Here is a 25,406-nt window from a genome sequence, read left to right as displayed (position 1 = left end):
GAAATTTAAATTTCTGATGAGCTTGTTGAAACCTAAAGAAAACTAACCTTAAGAACATAATGTTCTGATAAAAACAACAAAAATGAATTTATTTGACGTATACAGCCTTTTCGATCTTACACCGGTAAAAGCAGAAGCTTCTTATCTGTGGGATGATAAAGGTGAAAAATATTTAGATTTATACGGCGGACATGCCGTAATTTCAGTGGGGCATTCCCACCCGCACTATGTAAAAACAATTTCTGAACAATTACAGAACATTGGTTTTTACTCAAATTCAGTAAATATCCCGATTCAGAGCCAGGTAGCAGAATTATTAGGGAAATTAAGCGGTTACAATGATTATCAGTTGTTTCTGTGTAATTCGGGCGCTGAAGCTAATGAAAATGCACTGAAACTAGCTTCTTTTCATAATGGCAAGAAGAAAGTAATAGCTTTCAGCAAAGCTTTCCATGGCCGTACCTCTGCAGCAGTAGCTGCTACAGATGATGCAAGTATTGTTGCGCCGGTTAACGAAACGGATAATATATTGTTTGTAGAGTTTAATAACGAAGAAGCACTGGAAAAAGCCTTTGCTGAAAATGAAATATCATCTGTAATTATTGAAGGAATTCAGGGAGTCGGTGGGATTCAGATCCCTACAGATTCTTTCCTTCAGAAAATAGAGAAATTGTGTCAGGAACATAATGCTGTTTTCATTCTGGATGAAATACAATCAGGATACGGAAGAACAGGTAAATTCTTTGCACATCAGTTTTCCGGCGTAAAGCCAGATCTTATTACAACAGCAAAAGGAATGGGAAATGGTTTTCCGGTAGCGGGAGTACTTATTTCTCCAAAAATAGAGGCCAAAAAGGGAATGTTAGGGACTACTTTTGGCGGGAACTATTTGGCATGTGCGGCTTCTTTGGCTGTACTGCAGATTCTGGAGAAGGAGAATCTTATTCAGAATGCTCAGGAAATAGGCGATTATCTTGTTGAGCAGGTAAAAGATTTGCCAAAAGTAAAAGAGGTTCGTAGTGTTGGATTGATGACCGGAATAGAATTGGAAATGCCATGTGCTGAAGTGCGTAACAACTTATTATGGAAACATAAGATTCTTACAGGAAATGCATCCAATAAGAATACACTCAGAATTTTACCGTCGTTAGCAGTTTCCAAAGCGGAGATTGATCAATTTGTTAATGCTCTAAAAACTGAACTCAATGGCTAAATTACAGAAATTTACTTGCGTAGACGATGTCCCCAATCTGGAACAGGCGCTGCAGGAATGTATAGATATTAAGAATAATCCGTTGGGAACACCGGATTTTGGGAAAAACAAAACTGTAGGGCTGGTTTTTCTTAATCCTAGTCTTCGTACACGTATCAGCATGCAGAAAGCATGTCAGAATCTTGGTTTAAACTACATTATTATTAATGCAGGACAAGATGCATGGACATGGGAGCTACATGATGGTGCAGTGATGGACGGAACTACAGTTGAGCATATTAAAGATGCTGCAAAAGTGTTAAGCGAATATTGTGATGTTATTGCTATTCGTTGTTTCCCTGCTTTTAAAGATAAAGAGGAAGATACACAGGATAAGGTATTGAATCAGTTTATTGAACATGCTACAGTTCCGATTGTTTCTTTAGAATCGGCAACCCGACATCCGTTGCAGAGCTTTACGGATATGCTGACCATAAAAGAGAACTGGAAAGAAGACAGAAAACCTAAGGTTGTACTAACCTGGGCTCCTCATGTAAAGTCTATTGCGCATTCAGTGGCAAATTCGTTCTGTGAATGGGTAAAAGAAATAGATGCAGATGTAACAGTTACTTTCCCGGAAGGTTATGATCTGGATACAGAATATACAGCCGGATTAACGATTACGAACGATCAGGACGAAGCATTAAAAGATGCTGACTTTATTTATGTGAAAAACTGGTCTTCATTCAGTGATTACGGAGCTACTCCTGAAGTAAAAGGAGACTGGCTGCTCACTTTGGAAAAGCTGAAGCAAACTAATAACGCTAAAGTAATGCACTGTCTTCCGGTGAGAAGAAATGTAGAAATCAGTGATGAGGTACTGGACAGCGAAAATGCATTAGTCTATCAGCAGGCAGGAAATCGTCTGATTACTGCGCAATGGGTACTGAAGAATATTTTATAATAAAGAAACCTCATAGGTTTCCAAAATCTATGAGGTTATAAATAATAAACCATAACAAAATTGTATGAAGCAACCACTGCATATTATCAAAATCGGGGGAAATGTCATTGATAATCCGGAAAAACTTTCTGCTTTTCTGAGAGAATTTTCTGGTATAAAAGAACCCAAGATTCTGATACATGGCGGTGGGAAAATAGCAACGGAGTTAGCCGAAAAAATGGATATTCCGCAACAGATGATAGACGGACGCAGAGTTACGGATGCAGAGACGCTAAAGCTTATTACAATGGTTTATGGAGGGCTGATCAGCAAAAATATTGTGGCAGCCTTATCTGCAAACGGAGATACAGCTATAGGGCTGTCCGGAGCGGATGCTAATAGCGTACAGGCTAATAAAAGACCTGCTAATCCTATAGATTTTGGTTTTGTAGGAGATGTGGCTGCGGTTAATTCCGAAAATATTGATAAGATATTGCAGGCGGGATTCGTTCCGGTTTTTTGTGCCATTACACATAATGGAAACGGTCAGTTGCTGAATACCAATGCAGATACTATGGCATCTGCAATTGCTACGGCTATGAGCGGAAATTACGAAAGCTTTTTGTATTATTGCTTCGAAAAGAAAGGCGTGCTGGAGGATGTAGAAAATGAAGACTCCGTAATCCCCGAAATCAATCCTTCTAATTATGAAAAACTAAAAGAAGAAGGCAAGATTTTTCAGGGAATGATACCGAAACTGGATAATGCATTTTCGGCAATACAGAAAGGAGCTAGAGCAGTACATATCTTACAGGCAGAAGATCTTTCTTCTTTAATTTTAACCAAAAGAGCTTATGGAACAAGGATTACTGCATAATGAAGTGGAAAATTTATATCAGGAGGTATTAGCGCTCCTGAAAAGACTTATAGAAACACAATCTTTTAGCAAAGAAGAAGATCAGACGGCGCGGATGATCGGAGATTTTCTTGAAGCTAAAGGAGTAAAATATAACCGGGAGCAAAATAATATTTGGGCGAAGAATCTATATTTTGATGATGCCAAACCAACAATATTATTCAACTCCCATCACGATACGGTAAAGCCTAATCTTAGCTATACGAATGATCCGTTTAAGGCTATCGAAAAAGATGGAAAGCTTTATGGATTGGGAAGTAACGACGCTGGTGGGCCATTAGTATCTCTTATTGCTACTTTTCTTTATTTCTATGCTCAGAAAGATTTAAAGTATAATATTATTTTATCGGCAACAGCAGAAGAGGAAATTTCAGGAGTTAATGGAGTAGAGTCAATTCTGAAACATTTAGGTAATCTGGAATTTGCGATTGTAGGAGAGCCTACAGAAATGCAATTGGCAGTAGCTGAAAAAGGACTTTTGGTACTGGATTGTATAGCAAAAGGAACTCCTTCACATGCTGCTCACCCGAATAATGATAATGCTATTTATAACGCAATTGAAGATATTGAGTGGGTAAGAAACTACGAGTTTCCGAAGGAATCTCCATGGTTAGGAAAGGTTAAGATGACTACTACGGTGATTAATGCAGGATCCCTACACAACATGGTTCCGGATGAATGCAGATTTACAATAGATGTACGTGTTACAGATCAGTACACCAATCAGGAAGTGTATGAAACGATTAAAGCTCATCTGAAATCTGAGGTTAAGCCAAGATCTCTTCGACTAAATTCATCGTCGATATCTGAAGAGCATCCAATCGTAAGAGCCGGATTGGAGTTAGGAAGAACCTGTTATGGATCTCCTACATCATCAGATCAGGCTGTAATACCGTTTGCATCGTTAAAGCTGGGGCCGGGATTATCTACCAGGTCACATAGTGCAGACGAGTATATTTTCCTTCACGAGATAAAAGAAGGAATAGAACTATATATTAAAATTCTAGAAAAAATTATTTACTAAAAAGATTTTGTAAGGGTTTCAAACCCTTAACAAGATGATTAGATAAAAACAATATCCTTCGACAGGCTCAGGATGACATTGTCTGTATACCGTCAGGCTGAGCACGTTGAAGCCTTGAATAAATGAAATTTAATTCCTTTGTTGTGGGCATTCATGACATAGTTATAAAAACAAAATAAGCAAAATGAAACTTTGGGATAAAAATATTGATGGCAAAGAAGCTGAACACGCTAAGATCATTGAAAAATTTACGGTTGGAAACGATCGTGATTTCGATTTGCTTTTGGCAGAATATGATATAAAAGGAAATCTTGCTCATGCCGAGATGTTATCCCGTGTTGGACTTTTAGAAGAATCCGAATGGAAACTGGTAGAGAAAGAACTTCTTATCATGCTGGAAGAGGTAAAGAAGGGTAATTTTACAATTGAACATGGAGTAGAGGATGTACATTCTCAGGTAGAATTTAACCTTACTCAGAAAATCGGAGATGCAGGTAAAAAGATTCATAGTGCCAGATCCCGTAACGATCAGGTTCTTGTTGATATTAAATTATATCTGAAAGAAGAGATTAAGGAGATTGCAAAGCTGTCTGAACAATTATTTGGAACACTGCAATCTTTAAGTGAAGCTCATAAAGATAAACTGATTCCGGGGTATACACATTTACAGATTGCAATGCCTTCTTCATTTGGGCTTTGGTTTGGGGCTTATGCAGAAGCCTTGACTGATGATCTGGAGCTATTGGTAGCGGCTTATAATGTATGTAATAAGAATCCTTTAGGATCAGCGGCAGGATATGGATCTTCTTTTCCAATTGACCGTGAATTTACAACGGAGAAATTAGCTTTCGAAACCTTAAATTACAATGTCGTTTATGCTCAGATGACACGCGGGAAAACCGAGAAAATTCTGGCTATGGCAATGGCTAACCTTGCAGGTACGCTTAGTAAGTTCTCTTATGATGCATGTTTATACATGAACCAGAACTTTGGATTCATTAGTTTCCCAGACTCTCTAACAACGGGAAGCTCTATTATGCCACATAAAAAGAACCCTGATGTATTCGAACTGGTAAGAGCAAAATCTAACAGAATCCAGTCCTTACCGAATGAATTAACCTTAATGATCAATAATCTGCCGTCAGGTTACCACAGAGACTGGCAGCTTACAAAAGAAATTATCTTTCCGGGAATAGAGACTCTAAAAGACTGTCTTCAGATTTTAGACTTTATGCTGCAGCATATTGCAGTAAAAGACGGAATTCTGAAAGATGAAAAGTATAAATATCTATTCAGTGTAGAAGCTGTAAACCGTGAAGTATTGAACGGATTACCTTTCCGAGAGGCCTATAAAAAAATTGGCCTGGAGATCGAAAACAATCAATTCCAGGCCAGTACATCTGTAAATCATACGCACAAAGGCAGTATAGGTAATCTGTCGACTGAAGAAATCAGAGAAAACTTTTATAAAGTTTTCAATAAAATTAATTAATAAAGTTCTTCCGGATGCGGAATTTTGAATGCCGTTTCCTTCTTCACCTCTGTCATCACAATACTACTATGGTATTGTCCTATGTTTGGTAAGTTGGAAATGGTATCGATAATGAACTTGTTATAACTTTCAATATCTGTTGAAACAATCTTCAACATATAATCATAATTTCCGGAAACACTGATCGTTTCTATAATCTCGGGAATATCCTTAATAGCATCCTCAAACTTTAATAAAGCAAATTTAGACTGCTCTTTCAGGGTTACATTGCAATAAGCTGCAACTTTTAGCCCCACTCTCTGGCGGTCTACCAATGCAACATATTTGCTGATGATTCCTGCTTCCTCCATATTTTTAATTCTTTCGTAAGTTGGTGTGAACGAAAGCTGTATACGGGAAGCTATTTCCTTGACGGATAGTTTTGCATCCTGCTGAAGGATATCTAAAATTTGTCGGTTCTTATCGTCGAGATTATATTTCATTTTGTATTTGAATTAAAATGAAAAGATAGTGATTTTATCTTTTATTAATCAAATTACCATCAGAAAAAATATTATTGTTTCATTATGCCCCCATTATCCTCTTTTGGAGCGTCCTGATTCAATATATTCTGATCTACTTTTGCCAGTTTGTTTCTTGTCGGTATTTTATAATTAACGGAAATTCCAAAACTTCTGGTATCATTCCGGTTATAAAGGTAAATTGGATTTGGACTATTGACTGTTTTGAAATACATTCTGCTACTGTTGAAAATATCATTGGCATATAGTGTTACCTGAAGTCTGTCGTGATTGAATTTCTTACTTAATGTTAAGTCAAGACGATTCATGATAGGTGTAGTAGATTGGAAAAAATAATAGTTTCCTTTCGTAGAATACATTAATGTTGGTGAAAACTTAATTCCTTTAGGAAGAATAAATTGACCAGAAACATTAAAGAACCACATCCCTTTTTTATCCTGAATATCCTTGATATCCTGGAACTGATATCCAGCATATAAATAAAGGAAATTAATTTTATCCGGGTTGAAATTGAACTTCATAATTTCACTCATAGGCTTGCTGAAGATCATAAAAGGTACTGGCATTCCTACATTAAAACTGTGTTGAGTAAGACTGCTGATGTTTACATTGGTCTGAGAAAGATTATAACCTTTTCTTTCCACGTACATCATTACCTGATCTTTTACATGGCTTACGTTATAGCTGATGAATGCATAATCGAATGCACTTATTTTTGCCTCGAAGTTGTCATATATTGTAGGTTGTACATCTGGATTACCTGTAATTTCAACATTCGGAGATTGTAGTGTATTGTTATTTGGGTTTAGCTGTGATGTACTTGGAAGAGAAATCTTTTTATTATAATTCAGATTAAAGTATACAGATCTCGCAATGTCATATTGTACACTTGCATTAGGGAATATTTTAAATTTTTTAAAAGGTGTTAGATTATCCCATTTTGCAGTTTTATAATTTAAAGAAGTTCCTGAAATATCATAATCTTCCGCACGTGCACCCACAACAAAGCTGAATTTCTTCAATTTTGCATTAACCTCAGCATAGGTGGAAGCTGTTTGTCTTTGGTAATCAAGATTTTTAATACCTAAATTATCAGTAGTAAAGTCTACTTTCTCATATAGACCTCCAAAACTGATTTTACCTTCCTCCAGTAGTTTAATTGGTTGCGAATAGTCTACACGGAAGTTATAGAAGTTTTGTTTGGAACCATTAAATCCTTCCTGATAGGAAATTGAAGGTTGAGTGAAGTTATTAAACTGATCAAAATTAGATCTGAAATTGGAGTATGTCAGTTTAAAATCCAGTTTTTGGTTTTTGTCATTAAAACGCTTCTGGTATGTAGCTGCCACTTCATTTCTATAACTTTTATTCTTGCTTTTCCCTGTATTGGCATAAGATTTCGGAACAAGTTGAGGGTTAGTTTCACTAGCAGGTAGTGAAGGATCAAAGTTTTCATTTTTATAAAGAGCAATCCCGCTGCTTGTTAAAAGAGCATCGTTGTTATTTTGATAAAAATCGTAGTTTAATAGTAATCTGTCTTTTCCAAGATCAAAAGTCATTGCAGCTTTCGTAAAATAACCTCTGGCATATCTGTCGCTGAAATTGTTAGATAAATCATCCATTTTATTACTGCTAAAACCTTCGGTGTAGGTTTGTCCGGCACTTAGCTGCCATCCAAATATTTTATTTCTGGAGTTAAGGGAAATACTATTATTGAATCGACTTCTGAATTTTTCATAATTGGTAAAACGGTAGCCTCCGGAATAAGTAGCTGTCAGATAACTTTTAGCACTTTTACTGGTAATAATATTCAGAATGGCACCACCAGAAGTCGCCGGGAATTCTGCACCCGGTTGTGTTATAACTTCAATCCTTTCAATAGAATTGGCAGGCATTCCCTCAAGAAAAGCAGTTAAGTCATTACTTGAGATATTAAGAGGACGCCCATCCATAAACACCGCCAGAGGCTTTCCTTGGTACATCATTCCTGCAATATCGGTAACAACCATACCCGGAAGTTTTTTTATACCATCCAAAGATGAACCGGAATTAAGGCTGGGTTGTTCAGAGAAATCAAAAATTGTTCTGTCTGCTTTTTGTTCTACAGCTTTTTTGGTTTTGGTCATGCTCACCCCCTGGATTTCCTTCTCTCTGGATTTCTCTTTTGAACCAGTTTCCTGGGCAAACGCAGAAATACTTAGAGCCAGCATTCCTAAAATAATAATTTTGTTTTTCATACTGTTATCTTACTTTTTATCAATATGACTTAAGAATTGCAGTATTGTTACAGTTGGGAGTTGTTAAAGTTTCTTAAAATTCAAACTATAGTGAATAAAATGACCTTTAAGGTGGCTTTATAGATTATTTTACATTCTGTTCAGTTCTTCAGTATTTCCGGACTGGCGATTGCTGGTTTTTATCTTATCATTACCGAATTTATAATTTAGAGAAACCCTGAAGCTTTGATTGTCCCAAATGTTTCTGAAACTTTGTTTTACGCCATTCATCATCTGATAATCATAGCTGATTCCGTTAAATATATTGCTGCCAACAAGGCTTATGACCAGTTTTTTATCGAAGGCAAGATATTTAAAAGATATGTCAACAGTTGAATAGGCTTTGCTTGTAAAATTATTATATATACCTCCAAAATCCTGAGTATAAGTAAGATTAAAGAAAGCTGTTTTTGGTTTGTTTAATGTAAAATCATTGCTTGTTGAGAAATCTGCGGTCCAGCCTTTGTAACGTTCAGGTCCAATGCTAAGCTGAGTATTGCTGTGGCTAAGGTTGAAGGTGTTCATACTGGACCACCATTTCACAGGCTTCCAGGTAAAAGTTTCTGCCAAACCGAATGAATTAGCATCTACATAATTCATCCAGACAAAATTATTGTTCATAGTAGCAGGATCTATTAAGGAAGCCTGGCTGATTCCATTTTTCAGACTTGAGAAATAAACTCTGCTGTCCAAATTTTTGTAGGTAAAAGTAAGTTCAACATTGTCTGTGAAAGCCGGCTGTAAAAATGCATTTCCTTCATTATAACTATTGCTGTTGTTAATGGTTCTGAATGGATTCAGACTTTCATAAGAAGGACGGTTAATCCTTCTGGAGTAATTGAAACTGATGCTTGTTTTATCAGCAATAGAATACATCGCATATAACGTAGGGAATAGCTTTATGTAGTTGTTTTTATGGGTATTATCCAATTCACGGGAATATCCGGTGGTTTGGGTTGCTTCCATTCGTAATCCTGCCTGTAGATCCCACTTACCAATTTTTTTGCTTCCGGAAACATACAAAGCTTCATTATTTTCTCTGTATCTGAAATAATTGGAGATATTGGTATCCGGTACCATTTCGCTGTTTACCTCCTTATAGGCAGCAATATCATTGGTGGTTTTTACAGTAGAAAAACGACCTCCAAAGCTAAGGTTGACAAATTTTAACGGAAGTTCTGTATCAATTTTTGCTGAGAAATTCTGAATCTGACTTTCTGTATTGTTAAGTCCTATAAATTGACTTCCCTGTACTATTTCGTTATTTGGCTTGTATGTGGCGTAAGAAAATGGTCGGTTTCCCGGACCATTATAATTTACATAATCCAGATCCATCGTAATCTTTTTCCCTAAAGTATCTAGTTTGTATTCGGAATACAGGTTATAGACTTGTTGCTGGGATTTTACTCGTTGAAAAGATGAAGTAGAAATATACTTTTGCAGCGCTCCAGCCGAATCATAAATATTTGAAAAACTTGGTGTTCCGCTATTTTTAGTATCGAAAAGGCTTGCATTGAATTTGGTACCAAGAGTTAACCTTTCGGTTATCTTATAATCCAGGGCGGCTTTTACTGCATAATAATTGTTTTTAAAATCTGTAATTCCGCGATTTTCCCAATGAGCATCAGGATAATAAAGATCGTTGTTCCAGTTTCTTAAAAATCTTCTATCGCCTAAATCTATGGATGATTGTAGTGTTATTTTATCCTTCTGAAGGTTGAAGGCAGCATTGGAGCGCCAAGTGTTTCGTCTCGATCTCTGATAGGAAGAACCAACGTTAGCATTCCAGCTGTTCACTTTCATTTTTTTTGTGACAATATTGATTATACCGCTGTTTCCTTCAGCACTATATTTAGCTGGTGGAGTTGTAATCACTTCAATCTTTGACAAATTCTCCGCACTGATACCTTCCAGATAGCGGCTAAGCTGTTCGCCATTCATATAGACTTCTTTATCATCTATTAATACGAGGACTGTACTTTTTCCGACAATAGAGATAACATCGTTATTTATTTTTACATTCGGAGTGGCTTTCAGGGCGTCCAAAGCTGTCCCACCGGCAGCGGCAACAGAATTACCAATATTAAAGATTAAGCGGTCCGGTTTTCTTTCAATCAGTTTTTTCTTTCCTTCCAGAACAACTGTTTCTACTGTTTTTACTTTGGTGGTATCCTGTACATTTTGTGAAAACGCTGCATAAGAAATTAAAGTAGCGGCTAATATGTATATCTTTTTCATGGGTATCGATTTATTCTTTATATAAGACAGTTCTAGATATGTTTCTGTTACATTAACTATTTCCTTTTTTGAAGGGAGGGTTTAATTTGCTCTGTTTTTTTCCTCGAACTTGATATTCTTCTGAGCTCCTTTTACTTTTGAGTTTCCGAAGGTGTAATTTACACTTAGGCGTAGTGCTCTTCCGTCCCAGTAATTGTTGAATGACTGTTTATTATCAGAGAAAGATTTATCAGCACGGTATCTTTGAGCAAAAATGTTGGATACATTAGCATTGATCTGCAATTGCTTGTCCATTAGGGAAACTCTTATTCCGGAAGACAGATCAGAAAAGTTCTTGAATGATGAAGTGACATTTTTAAAAGGTAAGGTTTGGTTATAGTTTAGGAAGAATACAATTGTTTTCTTTGCATTTAGGGTGAAAGTATTGTTTGCAGAATAATTTAAGAACGTTCCACTCTTGGTTTCAGCCTGTATATTGAATACAGAAGAATTTTGTAATGTTGCCGTTGCGGAGATACTGGTTTCCCACCAAGGTAGAATCTTGTCGGTATAGCTGGCATTCAGTCCATAAAAATTATTGTTGTAATGATTTAGGTATGTGCTGCTTTCTTTAATACCATTAAGAGTGGCTACCTGTCCGAAAGCATTTGTTAATCTTAAATAATAAATACTCACAGATAATTTATTATTATAGGTATACGCAAGTTCTGTGTTATTGATGTACGCAGGCTGCAATAATGGGTTTCCAAAGGAATAAGAATTGATGTTACTGTACCAGCGGAAAGGGTTCAGATTGCTCATGTCAGGACGGTTAATCCTGCGGGAATAAGCAATACTAAAGGAGTTTTTACCTTCTTTATATGCAACATAAGCAGATGGAAACCATTGTCCGTATCCATATTTAGTTCGCTTATTAGTTTCCGGAGCATAGCCATCTATGTGCGAATCCTCATAACGGATTCCGAATTTTGTTTCCCAATTTGTTCCGAAATTTTTAGTAAAGCTAAAATAAGCGGCATAGTTCTTTTCATCGTACTCGAATAAACTTGTTGTAGATTTATCATCTGGAGTATTATGATTGGTGATATCAATATAGCTTAAATTGGCTGAATTCTTGAATTGATTGAACTTTACTCCGGTTTCTATGGTTCCGAAAGAAAAAGGAAGTTCTAGATCTGCCTGTCCGGAGAAGATTTGAGGTTTTAGTTTAGAGATGGTTTGTACATCTTTAGTTGTCTTATCAGAAGTTTTGAAAGTGGAGAAATCTACAATTGTATTAGAGTTGTTTTCATAATAGTTACCAGTAAAACTTAGTTTTTTACCTAATGTGTCCAATTTTAGGTCATAATATACGGATAGCGTCTGCATTCGGTTTGTTTCACGATGTTTTGTCGGAGTGCTTAATGTATCTGTTGGTTGCTCTCCTTTAAAATAGAAAGTGTTATTGAAGATATTCATATCCGGTGTCTGACGGGTATAGAGATAATTCAATCCTATTTCCGAATTCTTACTAAGTTTATAGGAAAGATTAAGGCTTGGAGAAAACTCTTTCCACATATCTTTACGTACCGTACGGCTGTAGCTTGATGTAGCTCCGATAATATCATAGTTTTCTTCAGAACGTTTTGCAGAATTGGTATAATTGCCCTTCAGGCTCATGCTAAACTTTGAAGTCTGATAATTGAGTGTTGCATTGCCTAAAGCACCGGAATAAGTTCTCTGAACAAATGTTGAACCTATATTACCACTAAAACCCATGTTAGGATTCTTCTTCAGAACAATATTGATAATACCGCTGTTTCCCTGCGCTTCATATTTAGCCGGAGGAGTTGTAATGACTTCTACTTTAAGGATATTTTCTGAACGGATGGTTTTTAAATAACTCATTAAAGCATCTCCGGAAAGATTTAACATACGTCCGTTAATCATTACAGATACACTGCTTTTTCCTACAATTGATATAAGTCCTTTATTTTCGTCTACCTTCATCATCGGTACATTACCCAAAGTTTCCACTGCATCCATCCCTTGTGAAGCCATCGATGCTTCAACATTGAATACTAAACGGTCTGCTTTTCTTTCAATCAGTTTTTTCTTTGCCTGAATAGTTACGGTTTTTACATTTTGTACTTTAGTGGTGTCTTGAGTTTTCTGAGCGAATGATAAACTATATAATAAAGTTGCGATGAATATAGAGGTCTTTTTCATGGTTATATTTTATAATTAATTGTTTTATCTGATCGTTTTGATATGCCAAAGGTATAGTGTGTGAATACCTTCTGAAATAGCGTTTAGACGAAGCAGGGTATTTACAGGATGATTGTTTTTTTCGTCGATGAAAAAAGCAGGTTTGTCGAAAGTGGCTATTGGAAAATGTTTTACTAGCATTAAATTTGAGCATGAAAAAGAACCAAATTATTTTTGTGCACGTCTTTTATTGGCAGCTGTTGTTAATAAAATATGCTTTGACATATTTTAATAATGAAGATTTTCGCATTAGTCTTATCAATGTAACCCTTTTTACAGCCAATTTTCTTAGTTTTTACATTAACTATTTCTTTATTGCACCCAAATTTTTCAACCCCAAACGCTTATATCTTAGCATTTTCGGATATTTTTTAGGTGTTGTTGTTTTTGTGTTTTTTAGATATTCTTTTGAAGAAGTTTTGTTGCCAATCTTTGCTGGATTTAGAAATTATGCGGAGGGAACTAGCTTTGTTTACTATTTTTACGATAATATTTATTATTCCGCTTTATCCATTTTTGTCAGTACTAGTTTATGGCTCTTTACATATTATTCGAAGTTGGAAAAAGAAAGAGTACAGTTAATAGAGGAAAAGAAGAATGCAGAACTCCAGGCATTGAAAACCCAGATAAATCCACATTTTATATTTAATTCACTTAATAATATATACTCGCTGGTTTACCAGAATTCGGATAAGGCATTACCCGCGTTGGAAGAGCTGAGTCAACTGCTGAGGTATAGTACAAAGGATCTTGAGAAAGATTTTATTCTACTGGATAAGGAAGTAGGCTATATGGAAAGCTTAATTGCTTTGGAAAAGCTTAGGATTAAGAATCCAGAACTGATATTATTTAATAAAGATCTCAAAAATCCGAAATTATCAATCTCGCCAATGCTATTGGTGCCATTCGTTGAAAATGCCTTTAAACATGGTGATATTAATGGCAAAGGAATGGAGTTGAAAGTGTCCGATGATAATGGTAGATTGCATTTCTATCTCAGAAATTCCAAGAAGCAGAGGATGAAAGATTTTTCATCGGGAATTGGCATTGGGAATGTCAGAAAGAGATTGCAATTAATCTACCCGGATAAGCATTGGTTAGAAATTACGGAGACTGAAGATACTTTTATTGTAGATTTGAAAATTGATTTGAATACAAACAAATTGACGGCATATTAAATATGGAGAAAATTAAATGTATTGTTGTAGACGATGAACCTCTGGCAGTTTCTCTGTTGAGCAGCTATGTTCAGAAGGTTCCGTTTTTAGAGCTTGTTTTTAGTTCAGAGAACCCTTTAGAAGCATTAGATTTTATTCAGAAAAATGAGGCTGATCTGGCATTTTTAGATATTCAGATGCCTGAGCTTACCGGAATTAATTTCATGGAAATTGCTGGTAACAAATTAAAGTATATCCTTACAACTGCCTATGCAGAATATGCTTTGGAAGGCTATGAGTATAATGTAGTCGACTATTTATTGAAACCAGTTTCTTTTGACAGGCTTTATAAAAGCGCGCTGAAGGCTCAGGAACGCCTTTCTAATAACGAAGCTTCAGCAGGTCAGTATTTTTTTGTAAAATCTTCCGGTCAGCAGCACCGAATTAATTTTGATGAGGTACTGTATATTGAAAGCCTCAAAGATTATGTAAATATAAAAACAGAGCACCAGGAATATATAGTGCTGGACACACTAAAATCTTTTGAGCAACAATTACCTGATACTTCTTTTGTCAGGGTTCATAAATCTTATATCATAAATCTGGATAAGATAAAGACGGTCAACATTAAGTCTGCAAACCTTATTTCCGGAGGCGAAATTCCTATCGGCGAGAGCTATAAATTAAATTTTTTGAAAAAGTTAAAGTAATTTTGCTTTTGGTTCGTCTTCATAAATATGGACTCGCTATATTTGAATGAAATGGCTGAAAAGAAATCTGCTTCACTGTCAGAAGTCGTAAAAGATTACGGCTCACAATTGTTTCGCTTTATTAAAGGAAAAGTGAGCAAAACTGAGGATGCAGAAGATATTTTACAGGAGGTCTGGTATCAGACCAGCCGTTTAACGAATATAGATGATCTTGAAAATGTTGGTGCCTGGCTGTATTCGGTAACCCGAAATAAGATTACTGATAATTACAGGAAAAAGAAAAGTGATTCACTGGAAGACTACACTTATGAAGATGAAGACGGAAGTTTCAGTATTAAAGAAATCCTTTTAGCAGATGACTCCAACAATCCCGAACTAAAAATGTTTAAAGACATTTTCTGGGATGAATTAATGAAGGCGCTGGATGAACTACCGGATAACCAAAGACGGGTGTTTTTTCAGAATGAAGTTGAGGAAAAGACTTTGCAGGAAATTGCAGACGAAGAAGGTGAGAATCTAAAGACTATTATCAGCAGAAAAGGATATGCTGTAAAACACCTTCGCAAAAGATTAAAACATTTATACAACGAACTTAAGGACTAAGGATATGAATCGTGGATTTAGACATAGAAATAAGAAGAAATTTTGGTTAGCCTTTCCGCTGATCATAGGAATGATATTTCTCTTGGTATGGTTGGTACAATGGTTGTGGAATATATTATTGCCAGAAATACTGGGAGTAAAAGCTATTTCCTACTGGCAGGCTTTCGGAATTATGGTTCTGAGTAAAATATTATTTGGTGGCTTCCGCTTCAGAGGCGGAGGTGGCGGAAGAAATTTTAAAGAAAAAATGAAGAGACGTATGGAAGAGTTTTCAGATGAAGACAAAGAGCGCTTCCGCGAAGAATGGCAAAAGCGGTTTGGAGACAGATGTCGATTTAAATAACATAGGAACCCGGAACTTTTAAGTTTCGGGTTTTTTATTTAGTATACCTCACGGGTTTTCAAAACCTGTGAGTTTTTTATACTGATTTATAATGTCTACTTGATATTTTATTTAATTAAATTCTCCCCTGTTTAAAGATGTTTCCGGAGGAAATTAAAATTATTTTCAAAAAAATTAAAGTAAAGCTATTCTTTCTTTCGTCTTCAATACAAAGGCCTTTATTATTAAACTTTAAAATAAAAAAAAATGAAAAACAAAATGCGTTATATATTGCCTAAACTGATCGGAATTACCGTGATCGCAGGTTTAGCAACATTGATTATAGGTATGGTTTTTAAATTACTTCTGGCCGTTACCCTAATCGCAGGAATAGGAACTCTGGTAGCTTCAAAATTCAGAAGAAGGAGAGAAAGATACTTTGAGCCTTATCAGGAGAATTTGCCAATAGGCTTTAACCCCTCTAATAATAGTGAATTTGCTGTAAGACCAAACTATAAAAATTCAAGAACAGAAAATATCGCTATTATCCCAATTAACTAATTTATTAAACTAAAAAGAATAACAATGTATACAAGACATCATAACAACGAAGATTTTAGAAATAAAAAAGATTTCTGTAATGGAAAATTCGATCGCAAATTTGATAAATTCCGTGAAGGATTCTTCAATAGCAAGCATCCGATGAAGGAAGTATTTGCTGAAAAAATCAGCAGCTTCAAGCCTGTAAATATCTCTGAAAATGAAGAATATTACGCACTTCAGTTATTTGCTGCCGGACTGAAAAAAGAAGCTTTTAATATAGCAATTAAAGACAGGGTCCTTACTATTTCGTATAAAGCGACTGAAGACAAGGAGAAAGCAAATTATATCTATCAGGAAGTATATGCTTCATCTTTTGAACGTTCTTTTAAGCTTAATGAGAAGGTTGCGTCCGAAAATATTTCTGCCGGTTATGAAGACGGTATTCTTACCGTAATCTTACCAAAGGATCCTGAAAACAATATCCCTGCACAAGAGATTAAAGTGAGTTAATTCCTTCAATCCATAATTCTATATTATTTCAAAGAAAAAGCCCCGCAAATGCGAGGCTTTTTTATTTCAATGAGAAATTAAATTAATTATTTCCCTTGTTGTTTGATTAAGTTAAGTGCAGATCCTGCTTTGAACCATTCAATTTGTCCTGCGTTGTAAGTATGGTTAGCAACAATAATGTCTTTAGAACCATCAGCGTGAACAAACTCTAATGTCAATGGCTTACCTGGAGCAAACTGATCAAGATCTAAGAAGTTGATGGTGTCATCTTCCTGGATTTTGTCGTAATCTGCTTTGTCAGCAAAAGTTAATCCTAACATACCTTGTTTTTTAAGGTTAGTCTCGTGGATACGAGCGAAAGATTTAACTAATACAGCTCTTACACCTAAGTGACGAGGCTCCATAGCAGCATGTTCTCTTGAAGAACCTTCACCGTAGTTTTCATCACCAACAACAATCGTTGGAACGCCAGCAGCTTTGTAAGATCTTGCAGATGCAGGAACTTCCATATGCTCACCGTTTAATTCGTTCTTTACGTTGTTAGTTTCCATGTTGTAAGCATTAACAGCTCCGATCAACATGTTGTTAGAAATGTTATCTAAGTGACCTCTGTACTTCAACCATGGACCTGCCATAGAGATGTGGTCAGTTGTACACTTACCAAATGCTTTGATCAATAATTTAGCACCTGTAATGTTTTTACCATCCCAAGGTGTGAAAGCTTCTAATAACTGAAGTCTGTCTGATGTTGGAGCTACAATAACCTCAACATTTGAACCGTCTTCAGCAGGAGCAATATAACCAGCATCTTCAACGTCGAAACCTTTAATTGGTAATTCATAACCTTGAGGCTCGTCTAGAAGAACTTCAACACCATCCTTGTTAACTAATTTGTCTGTTCTTGGATCAAAATCTAGTTTACCAGCGATAGCAAGCGCAGTTACCAATTCAGGAGAACCTACGAATGCATAAGTGTTTGGGTTACCATCTGCTCTCTTAGAGAAGTTTCTGTTGAAAGAGTGAACGATTGTGTTTTTCTCTTGTTTTTCTGAACCTTCACGAGCCCATTGACCGATACATGGTCCACAAGCATTAGCGAATACTTTACCACCAATTTGAGCAAAAGTATCAAGGAAACCATCTCTTTCTACTGTATATCTTACTAATTCGGATCCCGGAGTAATAGTATATTCAGCAGCAGTTACCAAGTTTTTGTCAATTGCCTGCTTAGCGATAGAAGCAGCTCTTGAGATATCTTCGTAAGAAGAGTTTGTACAAGAACCGATCAAACCAACCTCAACTTTAGTTGGCCATCCGTTTTTCTCAGCAAGTTCTTTCATCTGAGAAATAGGAGTATATAAATCCGGAGTGAAAGGACCGTTTAATGCCGGCTCTAATTCATCCAGGTTGATTTCAATAACCTGATCGAAGTATTTAGCAGGATCTGCATAAACTTCTTTATCAGCTTTAAGGTTGTCAGCGATAGCTTCAGCACCTGCAGCAACAGCTTCTCTTCCTGTAGCTCTTAGGTATTTAGCCATATTTTTATCGAATTCAAAGATAGAAGTTGTTGCTCCGATCTCTGCACCCATGTTACAGATCGTACCTTTACCAGTACAAGAAAGTGATTCAGCACCTTCTCCGAAGTATTCTACGATAGCACCAGTACCTCCTTTTACGGTAAGGATACCAGCAACTTTCAGAATTACATCTTTGGGAGAACACCATCCGCTAAGTTTACCGGTTAATTTTACACCGATCATTTTAGGGAATTTAAGCTCCCATGCCATTCCTGCCATTACGTCCACAGCATCTGCACCACCAACACCAATAGCAACCATACCTAAACCACCTGCATTTACAGTGTGAGAATCGGTACCAATCATCATTCCTCCAGGGAATGCATAATTTTCTAAAACTACCTGGTGAATAATACCAGCTCCCGGCTTCCAGAATCCAATACCGTATTTGTTGGAAACTGACTGAAGGAATTGATAAACTTCGTTGTTTTTATTTTCTGCTTCTTGAAGATCTTTGTCTGCTCCAACTCTAGCCTGGATAAGGTGGTCTGCGTGTACCGTAGAAGGAACTGCAACCTTCTTCTTTCCAGCCTGCATAAATTGTAATAAAGCCATCTGTGCTGTAGCGTCCTGCATAGCAACTCTGTCCGGAGCGAAGTCTACATAAGATTCTCCGCGTTTGAAAGCTTCTGGCTGTTGAGTGGAAAATAAGTGGGAACATAAAATTTTCTCTGAATAAGTAAGAGGTCTTCCCATAAACTCTCTTGCTGCGTTTACTCTGTTGTCGAAATCAGAATAAACTTTTTTGATCATATCCAAATCAAAGGTCATATGCTACAAAGTTTTATTCGTTAGTAAATCACACATTTGGTGTGAAAAAGTATACAAAAATACGAATTTTATACGGGCTTTTAAGGTGAATATTATTTAGATTGGTTATAAATATAGTATAAATTGTCTGTTTTGCACTATATTTACGCTGAATTAAAACTACTATGGAACACATTGATGACGCCTCTATAATAACTCCTAATCCACAACAAAGTTTTCCTCCGAAAACATGGTTGGTAGAGTCTGTATTGGTTACTGTATTTTGCTGCCAGATTCTTGGGATTATAGGAATAATTAATGCCGCTTCGGTGGAATCTAAATTCTACAGAGGTGATGTTTTAGGTGCTCAGAAAGCATCAAAACTGGCGAAGCAAATGGTAATATGGTCTGTGATTTCATGGGTTATTATTGTTGCAATTGTAGTGGCTTTCTATGTTTTCGTAATTGTTCTTTCTGCTACAACAGGTGAATGGAAATAATAAAAAAATATAAGCTCCTTTCTATAGCTGTACTGCTTTTGCTGTGCGGAGTGGGCGTTTATATCTTTTACCGGTATAATCCTGAAACTTCAGGATTCTTTTTACAATGTCCTTTTAAATTACTGACTGGGTATGACTGCCCTGGATGTGGCTCGCAGAGAGCTTTACATGCTTTATTGCATGGAGATGTAAACGGGGCTTTTGCTTATAATCCGCTATTTATTATAGCAATTCCGTATGTTATTGTAGGTTTTATTTTTAATCGGGATAAAGTGAAAACCAAATATCCACGGCTCAGAAAAATACTGTTTGGACAAAGGACGATTTATATAATCCTTTTTATTGTTATTGCTTTCTGGCTTCTGAGGAATCTATAAAAAATCTTAAAAATTTGTCCGACGGAGGAAGTTTTCTCAAATTTGTGAGTAAACACAACGCAAATGAATAGAATATTTGCTGCAGCAATTTTGTTTTTTTCTTGCTGTGTAATTGCTTATGGACAGCAGAATAAGCTAGTACGGACAACTTCCGATAGGAATGATATTCCGGAACTGATCCCTGTTTTCAAAAACAGCAAGTATGGTTATATCAATACTGCGGGAAGGCTTATGATTCCTCCAAAATTTAATCTGGCTTTATTTTTTACCGAGGATTGCAATCTTACACAGTCACCAAATGAGAAGATTAGACTTTATGGTAAAAAGGACTATGCTACAGTAGAGATAGATAAAGTTGCTTATCGGATTGATAAAACAGGTAAGGCTTTATATCGGTATAAGAATGAAGATTTGGGGCGGTGCAAAAAGGATTTTCAGATGCCTGCATTTACAATCTACAAGAACGGTGAAAATTATGGTCTTGTAAAAAAAGATCTTCAGGGTGCTGCAGATCTATCCCAGGTTTATATAATACCGCAATACCAGTATTTGTTTGTCATGGATTCCGATGATCAGGAGAATCCGATGATTATTGCAATAAAAAATGATAAATTCGGGGTTGTAGATAAAAACAACAGAGTTGTTATTGGGTTTGAATATGAAGATATTAAGAAAAACCTGTCATGGAAAGAGGCCCATTTGTTTGAGGTAAGCCAGGACGGAAAGAAATATTTCTTTATGGACAAAGCATCCAATAAATATCAGATTAAAATGCGGAGTAAGAATTAGGAATTGATAAATGTTAATTCTTTTGTAAATGAATAAGTTAAATGATTAATATTCTGCTGTGTTAAAATTTTTTAATATCAGAAATTTCCTTTAGCTTTGCTCCCGGAAAAAGGGGTGCCTCTAAGAGGCTGAGATTATACCCTATGAACCTGGGCGGGTAATGCTGCCAAGGGAAACTAAGTAAAAATGACCTGGTCATTTTAGGCGCATCCTTTTATTCCACAACTAATATGTGAGAATGAAAGGATTATTTTTTTTATCGGCACTCAGTGCTGCATCAATAGCTTTTGCACAAAGCAAACAAGATACTGTTCGGGAAATAGATGAGGTTCGGGTTATCAAGAGACTTCCCATAACGAAAGATATCGTTAATGTAGAAAAAGACTTGGGAAGAAAAAATCTGGGACAGGATTTACCTTATCTTCTTAAAAATCAGACATCAGTAGAAACAACAACCGATGCCGGCAACGGTGTGGGATATACAGGTTTAAGAATAAGAGGTGTAGATGGTACTCGTATCAATGTAATGCTGAATGGTGTTCCATATAACGATAGCGAATCTCAGGGAACCTTTTTTGTGAACATTCCGGATGTTACATCTTCAGCTTCCAATGTTATTATACAACGTGGAGTCGGAACATCTACTAACGGAGTAGCTGCTTTCGGAGCAAGTGTTAATATTATTGGACGCGATCCGGAAGAGCAACCTTATTTCTCTACTCAAAATTCTGTAGGTTCGTTTAATACTCATAAACATTCCTTTGAAGCCGGGACAGGAAGTTTACTAAATGGTAAACTCTCCTTTATGGGACGTTATTCTATTATAAAATCCGATGGTTATATAGACAGGGCTTTTTCGGATCTCAATTCCTATAATTTTGTGGGTGTTTATAAGGACGGAAATACAAAAATCCGTTTTCAGACTTTTGGCGGAGATCAGCAGACTTATCAGGCCTGGAACGGAATTTCCAAAGCCCAGTACGAGATCAATCTACGCTACAATCCATCAGGGGAAATTTACGATAAAGATGGTAAGGTCATAGGTTTCTATAAAAATGAAACAGATAACTACAAACAACAGCATTATCATTTGTTATGGGAGCAGCGTTTCAATGATAACTGGAAGCTGAATACTACTTTACACTATACACGTGGGTTAGGGTATTATGAAAATTATAAATCCAATCAGAAATTCAGTAAATACGGAATTCCTCCATATGTAATAGGAGCCGAAACGGTTACAAGTGGTGATATGATCCGCAGAAAGTGGCTGGATAATGATTTTTATGGTATTGTATCGGAACTAAACGGTAAAGTAAACAATTGGGATCTTAATTTTGGTGTCGTTGCTAATCAGTATTATGGCAGGCATTATGGGCAGATTATAAGCGGATCCAATTTGCAACAGATTGATCTTCCAATTGAATATTACAGAAATAATGCGACTAAAAATGAGATCTCGGGTTATGCTAAGGCTTTGTATAAATTTGGTGACTTAGAAATGTTTGGTGATCTGCAATTGCGAAATATTACTTACCATTCCAATGTGATAAAAGCGAGTGCTGAGGAAGCGCCGACATTTGATAAAAAGTTTACATTCTTTAATCCTAAAGTTGGATTTAATTATCATCTGGACGGAGGTACACTATATCTGTCCTATGCAAATGCTCACCGTGAGCCGGTAAGAGATGATATTGTAAATGCTCCGGATGTAAAGCCTGAGACGCTCCATGATTTCGAATTGGGATATAATAAAACTTTCAACGGGTTGTCAATAACAGCGAATGCTTATTACATGCTGTATAAGGATCAATTGGTTCTTATTGGGGCTATTAATGGTGTAGGAGCTTCACTGCGAAAAAATGTAGGAAGAAGCTATCGTGCCGGAATAGAATTGGGAGCTGGTTATCAGTTCTCAGAGAAGTTCAATGCTTTACTGAATGCTACTTTTAGTCAGAATAAAAACAAAAATTATATCGTTCAGCTTTCAGAAACAGAGACAGAGAATTTAGGAACGACGAATACCTCTTTCTCTCCTAACTTTATAGGAAACCTTACTCTGAACTATCTTCCGGTTAAAGATTTACAGTTTTCACTGGTGAATAAATTAGTAGGTTCTCAGTATTTAGATAATACGAATGCACCGGAGAGTAAAATAAAGTCTTATTATCTGTCAGATTTTATAGCAAGCTATCAGGTTGCATGGGGTAGAACTGATATAGGTTTCAGTCTGTTGGTGAACAATATATTTAACCAAAAATATATTAATAACGGTTACTCAGGTCCATTCTATTATGCACAGGCAGGAGCCAATTTCTTAGCAGGAATCTCTTTAAAATTTCACTAAATCATCTTCTATATTAATTTACTTTATTTAGATCGGGTCACACATTTTGTGTGGCCCGGTTGTTTAAAGAAACTTAGCTATAAATATATTCGTTTTATCAGTATATTTAGCCATACAAATCCATGATACTATCTATGAGAAAAATATACCTTCTTCTTTTTATAAATTCTGTTAGCTCGCTGGTTATTGCTCAAAAAACAAATTTGGCTCCATCTGTTCCTGTTACAGATGATTATCACGGGGTCAAAGTAGTAGACGAATACAGAAATCTGGAAAATTTGAAAGACCCGGCTACAATTGACTGGATGAAATCCCAAACAGATTATGCTAATTCTATTGTTAAAAATATTCCTAATAGACAATATTATATTACTAAAAGAAAAGAGTTTGATAAACGAACATCATTTTTTGTGAACAATATTTATGTGACGGCAAATGATGTTTATTTCTACTTAAAAAAAACACCTGATCAAAGTGCAGCGAGGCTCTATTATAGAAAAGGATTTTCTGGACAGGAAAAAGAGTTATATAATCCTGAAAACTTTCTTCCGGAAAATAATAAACAGTACCAGATCAATTACATAAAACCTAATTATGATGGGACAAAAGTAGTTATAGCCTTAACAGAAGGCGGAAAAGAGATTTCAAATATGATAATCTACGATGTAATATCGAATAGATTATTACCTCATGTTATTACAAATTGCTGGCCTTCTGATGGAGGTGGGATATCATGGCTACCAGATAATAATAGCTTTATTTATTTACATTATCCTGTTACTGACCAAAATTCCAAACTTTTTTTAAAGGATATGATTTCGGTTCTGTATACCATTGGAGAAGATCCTAAAAAACTAAGAGTAGTATTATCTAAAGAAAACAATCCTGATTTAAAAATTAATTCGGAAGATTTTCCTATTGTAAATATTCCTACTAGGGATAGCAGATATTTAATTGGCCGAATTTCCGGGGCAGTACGTTTTACGGATACTTACTATATGAAGTCTTCCGGTATTCTCAAGAAAGATCAATGGAAAATCTTATTCCGAAAGGAAGATAAGATATCTAGTTTTATAATTAAAGGGGACAAGATTATATATATATCGGAAAAAGATGAAACAAATGCTATTTACAGTACGTCACTTATGCATCCTAATTTTAAAACCCCAGAAGTAATTGTATCTCCTATTCAAGACGAAACAATTAAAAGCTTAAATAGTATAAAAGATGGTTTTATATTTACTACAACTAAAAATGGGGTAGAGGCTAAATTGTATACATATAAGAATAATAAAGCTGAATCTTTAAAGCTTCCTATTCCGGCAGGGGATATATCTGTCACTACACAAAGTAATCAATCAAATGATTTTTGGATAATATGTAATGGTTGGAAAAACGATACTGAACGCTTTAAGTATAGTTCTATAGCTGGGAAATTCACAAGTGAAAATCTTGCTCCACTTGCCGAATTTCCTGAATTCAAAGACATTATTGTAAAAGAAATAACAGTGAAATCTCACGATGGATTAGATATTCCCTTATCACTTATATACAAAAAGGGTATTGAGAAAAATAAACGAAATCCTGTAATTATTGATGCTTACGGCGCTTATGCAGCGCTTAGTAGTCCTTACTTTGCTAAAACATATATTCTTTGGGCTTTACAAGGTGGTATTGTAGCCATTGCTCACGTAAGAGGAGGCGGAGAGAAAGGAGAGAAATGGCATGAGGGAGGTTATAAGTCTACAAAACCTAATTCATGGAAAGACTTAATTTCCTGTACAGAATATTTAATAAATGAAAATTATACGTCTTCTGATAACGTTGCTATCTGGGGAGCCAGTGCTGGTGGTATTACGATGGGAAGAGCTATGACGGAAAGACCTGATTTGTTTAAAGCAGTTATTATAGATGCAGGGGTAACAAATGCCTTAAGAATGGAGATCATGCCGAATGGACTAAATAATGTAAAAGAATTTGGCTCATCAAAAGTAGAATCAGAGTTTAAAGCGTTATTAGAAATGGATGCTTATCAGCACGTCAAAAAAGGAATTAGATATCCTTCAGTATTAATTACCGGAGGAATTAATGATCCAAGAGTATCACCATGGATGCCTGCAAAATTTGCTGCAAAGCTCATGGCTAATAGTATATCCGATAATCCAATCTTGTTAAAGATAGATTATGATGGAGGACATGGAGGTGATATTTCTTTAACAAGAGTATACGATAATCTTGCGGATACATTTGCTTTTGCATTATGGCAATTAGGACATCCGGATTATCAACAGGTAACAGGCAAAAATAAATAGATGTTACATTTATCTGTCTAGATATTATAAAATGCTTTGTTATTCTTTATTCAAATA

The 25,406-nt window shown here is 35.9% G+C and carries 22 protein-coding genes; 16 read left to right on the top strand and 6 right to left on the bottom strand.

The genetic code is table 11. The features are described from left to right. Positions 1-82 precede the first annotated feature (82 nt). The 5 genes from ATE49_RS15875 (at position 83) to argH (ending at position 5,567) form a co-directional block, all read left to right on the top strand. Entirely contained in the window at positions 83-1,213 is a 1,131-nt protein-coding gene (locus ATE49_RS15875; protein WP_065082927.1) for an aspartate aminotransferase family protein, read from the top strand. Next, the gene (locus ATE49_RS15870) at positions 1,206-2,156 is read left to right on the top strand and encodes an N-acetylornithine carbamoyltransferase (RefSeq protein WP_065082926.1); all 951 of its coding nucleotides are present in this window, start codon (positions 1,206-1,208) and stop codon (positions 2,154-2,156) included. Before ATE49_RS15875 ends, ATE49_RS15870 begins: the two co-directional genes overlap by 8 nt. Positions 2,157-2,220: 64 nt before the next feature. Beyond that, positions 2,221-3,012: an acetylglutamate kinase gene (argB, locus tag ATE49_RS15865; protein WP_065082925.1), complete on the top strand. Its 792-nt coding sequence runs from the start codon at positions 2,221-2,223 to the stop codon at positions 3,010-3,012. Continuing rightward, positions 2,990-4,075: a M20 family metallo-hydrolase gene (locus ATE49_RS15860; RefSeq protein ID WP_065082924.1), complete on the top strand. Its 1,086-nt coding sequence runs from the start codon at positions 2,990-2,992 to the stop codon at positions 4,073-4,075. Before argB ends, ATE49_RS15860 begins: the two co-directional genes overlap by 23 nt. A gap of 184 nt (positions 4,076-4,259) precedes the next feature. Further along, the gene (argH, locus tag ATE49_RS15855; protein WP_065082923.1) at positions 4,260-5,567 is read left to right on the top strand and encodes an argininosuccinate lyase; all 1,308 of its coding nucleotides are present in this window, start codon (positions 4,260-4,262) and stop codon (positions 5,565-5,567) included. Here the strand turns inward: argH and ATE49_RS15850 are convergent. The 5 genes from ATE49_RS15850 to ATE49_RS20265 all read right to left on the bottom strand — a co-directional run bounded on the left by ATE49_RS15850 (position 5,564) and on the right by ATE49_RS20265 (position 12,990). Next, positions 5,564-6,049: an Lrp/AsnC family transcriptional regulator gene (locus tag ATE49_RS15850; RefSeq protein ID WP_009086825.1), complete on the bottom strand. Its 486-nt coding sequence runs from the start codon at positions 6,047-6,049 to the stop codon at positions 5,564-5,566. The two genes, argH and ATE49_RS15850, sit on opposite strands and share 4 nt — an antisense overlap. A 71-nt stretch (positions 6,050-6,120) precedes the next feature. Beyond that, positions 6,121-8,325 (bottom strand): outer membrane beta-barrel protein, encoded by a 2,205-nt coding sequence (locus ATE49_RS15845; RefSeq protein ID WP_065082922.1) that lies wholly within the window; start codon positions 8,323-8,325, stop codon positions 6,121-6,123. A 129-nt stretch (positions 8,326-8,454) separates the two neighbouring features. Continuing rightward, positions 8,455-10,602 (bottom strand): outer membrane beta-barrel family protein, encoded by a 2,148-nt coding sequence (locus tag ATE49_RS15840; RefSeq protein WP_065082921.1) that lies wholly within the window; start codon positions 10,600-10,602, stop codon positions 8,455-8,457. Between the two features lie 81 nt (positions 10,603-10,683). Further along, positions 10,684-12,810, bottom strand: a complete 2,127-nt coding sequence (locus tag ATE49_RS15835) for an outer membrane beta-barrel family protein (protein ID WP_065082920.1) — start codon at positions 12,808-12,810, stop codon at positions 10,684-10,686. A gap of 24 nt (positions 12,811-12,834) precedes the next feature. After that, positions 12,835-12,990, bottom strand: a complete 156-nt coding sequence (locus tag ATE49_RS20265; RefSeq protein WP_155759313.1) for a hypothetical protein — start codon at positions 12,988-12,990, stop codon at positions 12,835-12,837. 416 nt (positions 12,991-13,406) lie between these two features. Between ATE49_RS20265 and ATE49_RS20625 the strand changes: the two genes are divergently transcribed. From ATE49_RS20625 to ATE49_RS15805, 6 genes are all read left to right on the top strand, one after another. Further along, positions 13,407-14,027 (top strand): sensor histidine kinase, encoded by a 621-nt coding sequence (locus ATE49_RS20625; RefSeq protein ID WP_260256191.1) that lies wholly within the window; start codon positions 13,407-13,409, stop codon positions 14,025-14,027. A 2-nt stretch (positions 14,028-14,029) separates the two neighbouring features. Continuing rightward, positions 14,030-14,716 carry a LytR/AlgR family response regulator transcription factor gene (locus ATE49_RS15825; protein ID WP_065082918.1) on the top strand — a complete coding sequence of 229 codons (687 nt, stop codon included), beginning with the start codon at positions 14,030-14,032 and terminating at the stop codon, positions 14,714-14,716. Between the two features lie 27 nt (positions 14,717-14,743). Then, on the top strand, positions 14,744-15,319 hold the full coding sequence (locus tag ATE49_RS15820; RefSeq protein WP_009086836.1) for an RNA polymerase sigma factor: 576 nt from the start codon (positions 14,744-14,746) through the stop codon (positions 15,317-15,319). Between the two features lie 4 nt (positions 15,320-15,323). Next, entirely contained in the window at positions 15,324-15,662 is a 339-nt protein-coding gene (locus ATE49_RS15815) for a hypothetical protein (protein ID WP_009086838.1), read from the top strand. A gap of 246 nt (positions 15,663-15,908) precedes the next feature. Continuing rightward, positions 15,909-16,202 (top strand): hypothetical protein, encoded by a 294-nt coding sequence (locus ATE49_RS15810; protein ID WP_065082917.1) that lies wholly within the window; start codon positions 15,909-15,911, stop codon positions 16,200-16,202. A gap of 24 nt (positions 16,203-16,226) precedes the next feature. Beyond that, positions 16,227-16,694: an Hsp20/alpha crystallin family protein gene (locus ATE49_RS15805; RefSeq protein WP_024568548.1), complete on the top strand. Its 468-nt coding sequence runs from the start codon at positions 16,227-16,229 to the stop codon at positions 16,692-16,694. An 86-nt stretch (positions 16,695-16,780) separates the two neighbouring features. Here ATE49_RS15805 and ATE49_RS15800 read toward each other — a convergent pair whose 3' ends face one another. Next, positions 16,781-19,045 (bottom strand): aconitate hydratase, encoded by a 2,265-nt coding sequence (locus ATE49_RS15800; RefSeq protein WP_059156000.1) that lies wholly within the window; start codon positions 19,043-19,045, stop codon positions 16,781-16,783. A gap of 164 nt (positions 19,046-19,209) precedes the next feature. Between ATE49_RS15800 and ATE49_RS15795 the strand changes: the two genes are divergently transcribed. From ATE49_RS15795 to ATE49_RS15775, 5 genes are all read left to right on the top strand, one after another. After that, entirely contained in the window at positions 19,210-19,524 is a 315-nt protein-coding gene (locus tag ATE49_RS15795) for a CD225/dispanin family protein (RefSeq protein ID WP_065082916.1), read from the top strand. After that, complete coding sequence (locus ATE49_RS15790) at positions 19,515-19,901, top strand: DUF2752 domain-containing protein (protein ID WP_065082915.1); 387 nt, start codon at positions 19,515-19,517, stop codon at positions 19,899-19,901. The genes ATE49_RS15795 and ATE49_RS15790 overlap by 10 nt, the downstream gene beginning before the upstream one ends. A gap of 63 nt (positions 19,902-19,964) precedes the next feature. Continuing rightward, a complete protein-coding gene (locus tag ATE49_RS15785) occupies positions 19,965-20,690 on the top strand; it encodes a WG repeat-containing protein (RefSeq protein ID WP_065082914.1) in 726 nt (241 codons plus the stop codon). A 238-nt stretch (positions 20,691-20,928) separates the two neighbouring features. Further along, complete coding sequence (locus ATE49_RS15780; RefSeq protein WP_065082913.1) at positions 20,929-23,037, top strand: TonB-dependent receptor; 2,109 nt, start codon at positions 20,929-20,931, stop codon at positions 23,035-23,037. A gap of 134 nt (positions 23,038-23,171) precedes the next feature. Continuing rightward, positions 23,172-25,349 (top strand): prolyl oligopeptidase family serine peptidase, encoded by a 2,178-nt coding sequence (locus ATE49_RS15775; protein ID WP_065082912.1) that lies wholly within the window; start codon positions 23,172-23,174, stop codon positions 25,347-25,349. Positions 25,350-25,406: the final 57 nt, after the last annotated feature.

Origin of the sequence: Elizabethkingia miricola (genome assembly GCF_001675285.1) — a bacterium.
GTDB lineage: Bacteria > Bacteroidota > Bacteroidia > Flavobacteriales > Weeksellaceae > Elizabethkingia > Elizabethkingia miricola.
The sequence above is the reverse complement of the archived record's forward strand: the minus strand, read 5'-3'. Positions and strand labels throughout refer to the sequence as shown.

Excerpts from the sequence above, each read along its gene's own strand:
- ATE49_RS15875 (WP_065082927.1), top strand. The coding sequence starts at position 83 with ATGAATTTATTTGACGTATACAGCCTTTTCGATCTTACACCGGTAAAA.
- ATE49_RS15870 (WP_065082926.1), top strand. The coding sequence starts at position 1,206 with ATGGCTAAATTACAGAAATTTACTTGCGTAGACGATGTCCCCAATCTG.
- argB (WP_065082925.1), top strand. The coding sequence starts at position 2,221 with ATGAAGCAACCACTGCATATTATCAAAATCGGGGGAAATGTCATTGAT.
- ATE49_RS15860 (WP_065082924.1), top strand. The coding sequence starts at position 2,990 with ATGGAACAAGGATTACTGCATAATGAAGTGGAAAATTTATATCAGGAG.
- argH (WP_065082923.1), top strand. The coding sequence starts at position 4,260 with ATGAAACTTTGGGATAAAAATATTGATGGCAAAGAAGCTGAACACGCT.
- ATE49_RS15850 (WP_009086825.1), bottom strand. The coding sequence starts at position 6,049 with ATGAAATATAATCTCGACGATAAGAACCGACAAATTTTAGATATCCTT.
- ATE49_RS15845 (WP_065082922.1), bottom strand. The coding sequence starts at position 8,325 with ATGAAAAACAAAATTATTATTTTAGGAATGCTGGCTCTAAGTATTTCT.
- ATE49_RS15840 (WP_065082921.1), bottom strand. The coding sequence starts at position 10,602 with ATGAAAAAGATATACATATTAGCCGCTACTTTAATTTCTTATGCAGCG.
- ATE49_RS15835 (WP_065082920.1), bottom strand. The coding sequence starts at position 12,810 with ATGAAAAAGACCTCTATATTCATCGCAACTTTATTATATAGTTTATCA.
- ATE49_RS20265 (WP_155759313.1), bottom strand. The coding sequence starts at position 12,990 with ATGCTAGTAAAACATTTTCCAATAGCCACTTTCGACAAACCTGCTTTT.
- ATE49_RS15825 (WP_065082918.1), top strand. The coding sequence starts at position 14,030 with ATGGAGAAAATTAAATGTATTGTTGTAGACGATGAACCTCTGGCAGTT.
- ATE49_RS15820 (WP_009086836.1), top strand. The coding sequence starts at position 14,744 with ATGGACTCGCTATATTTGAATGAAATGGCTGAAAAGAAATCTGCTTCA.
- ATE49_RS15815 (WP_009086838.1), top strand. The coding sequence starts at position 15,324 with ATGAATCGTGGATTTAGACATAGAAATAAGAAGAAATTTTGGTTAGCC.
- ATE49_RS15810 (WP_065082917.1), top strand. The coding sequence starts at position 15,909 with ATGAAAAACAAAATGCGTTATATATTGCCTAAACTGATCGGAATTACC.
- ATE49_RS15805 (WP_024568548.1), top strand. The coding sequence starts at position 16,227 with ATGTATACAAGACATCATAACAACGAAGATTTTAGAAATAAAAAAGAT.
- ATE49_RS15800 (WP_059156000.1), bottom strand. The coding sequence starts at position 19,045 with ATGACCTTTGATTTGGATATGATCAAAAAAGTTTATTCTGATTTCGAC.
- ATE49_RS15795 (WP_065082916.1), top strand. The coding sequence starts at position 19,210 with ATGGAACACATTGATGACGCCTCTATAATAACTCCTAATCCACAACAA.
- ATE49_RS15790 (WP_065082915.1), top strand. The coding sequence starts at position 19,515 with ATGGAAATAATAAAAAAATATAAGCTCCTTTCTATAGCTGTACTGCTT.
- ATE49_RS15785 (WP_065082914.1), top strand. The coding sequence starts at position 19,965 with ATGAATAGAATATTTGCTGCAGCAATTTTGTTTTTTTCTTGCTGTGTA.
- ATE49_RS15780 (WP_065082913.1), top strand. The coding sequence starts at position 20,929 with ATGAAAGGATTATTTTTTTTATCGGCACTCAGTGCTGCATCAATAGCT.
- ATE49_RS15775 (WP_065082912.1), top strand. The coding sequence starts at position 23,172 with ATGAGAAAAATATACCTTCTTCTTTTTATAAATTCTGTTAGCTCGCTG.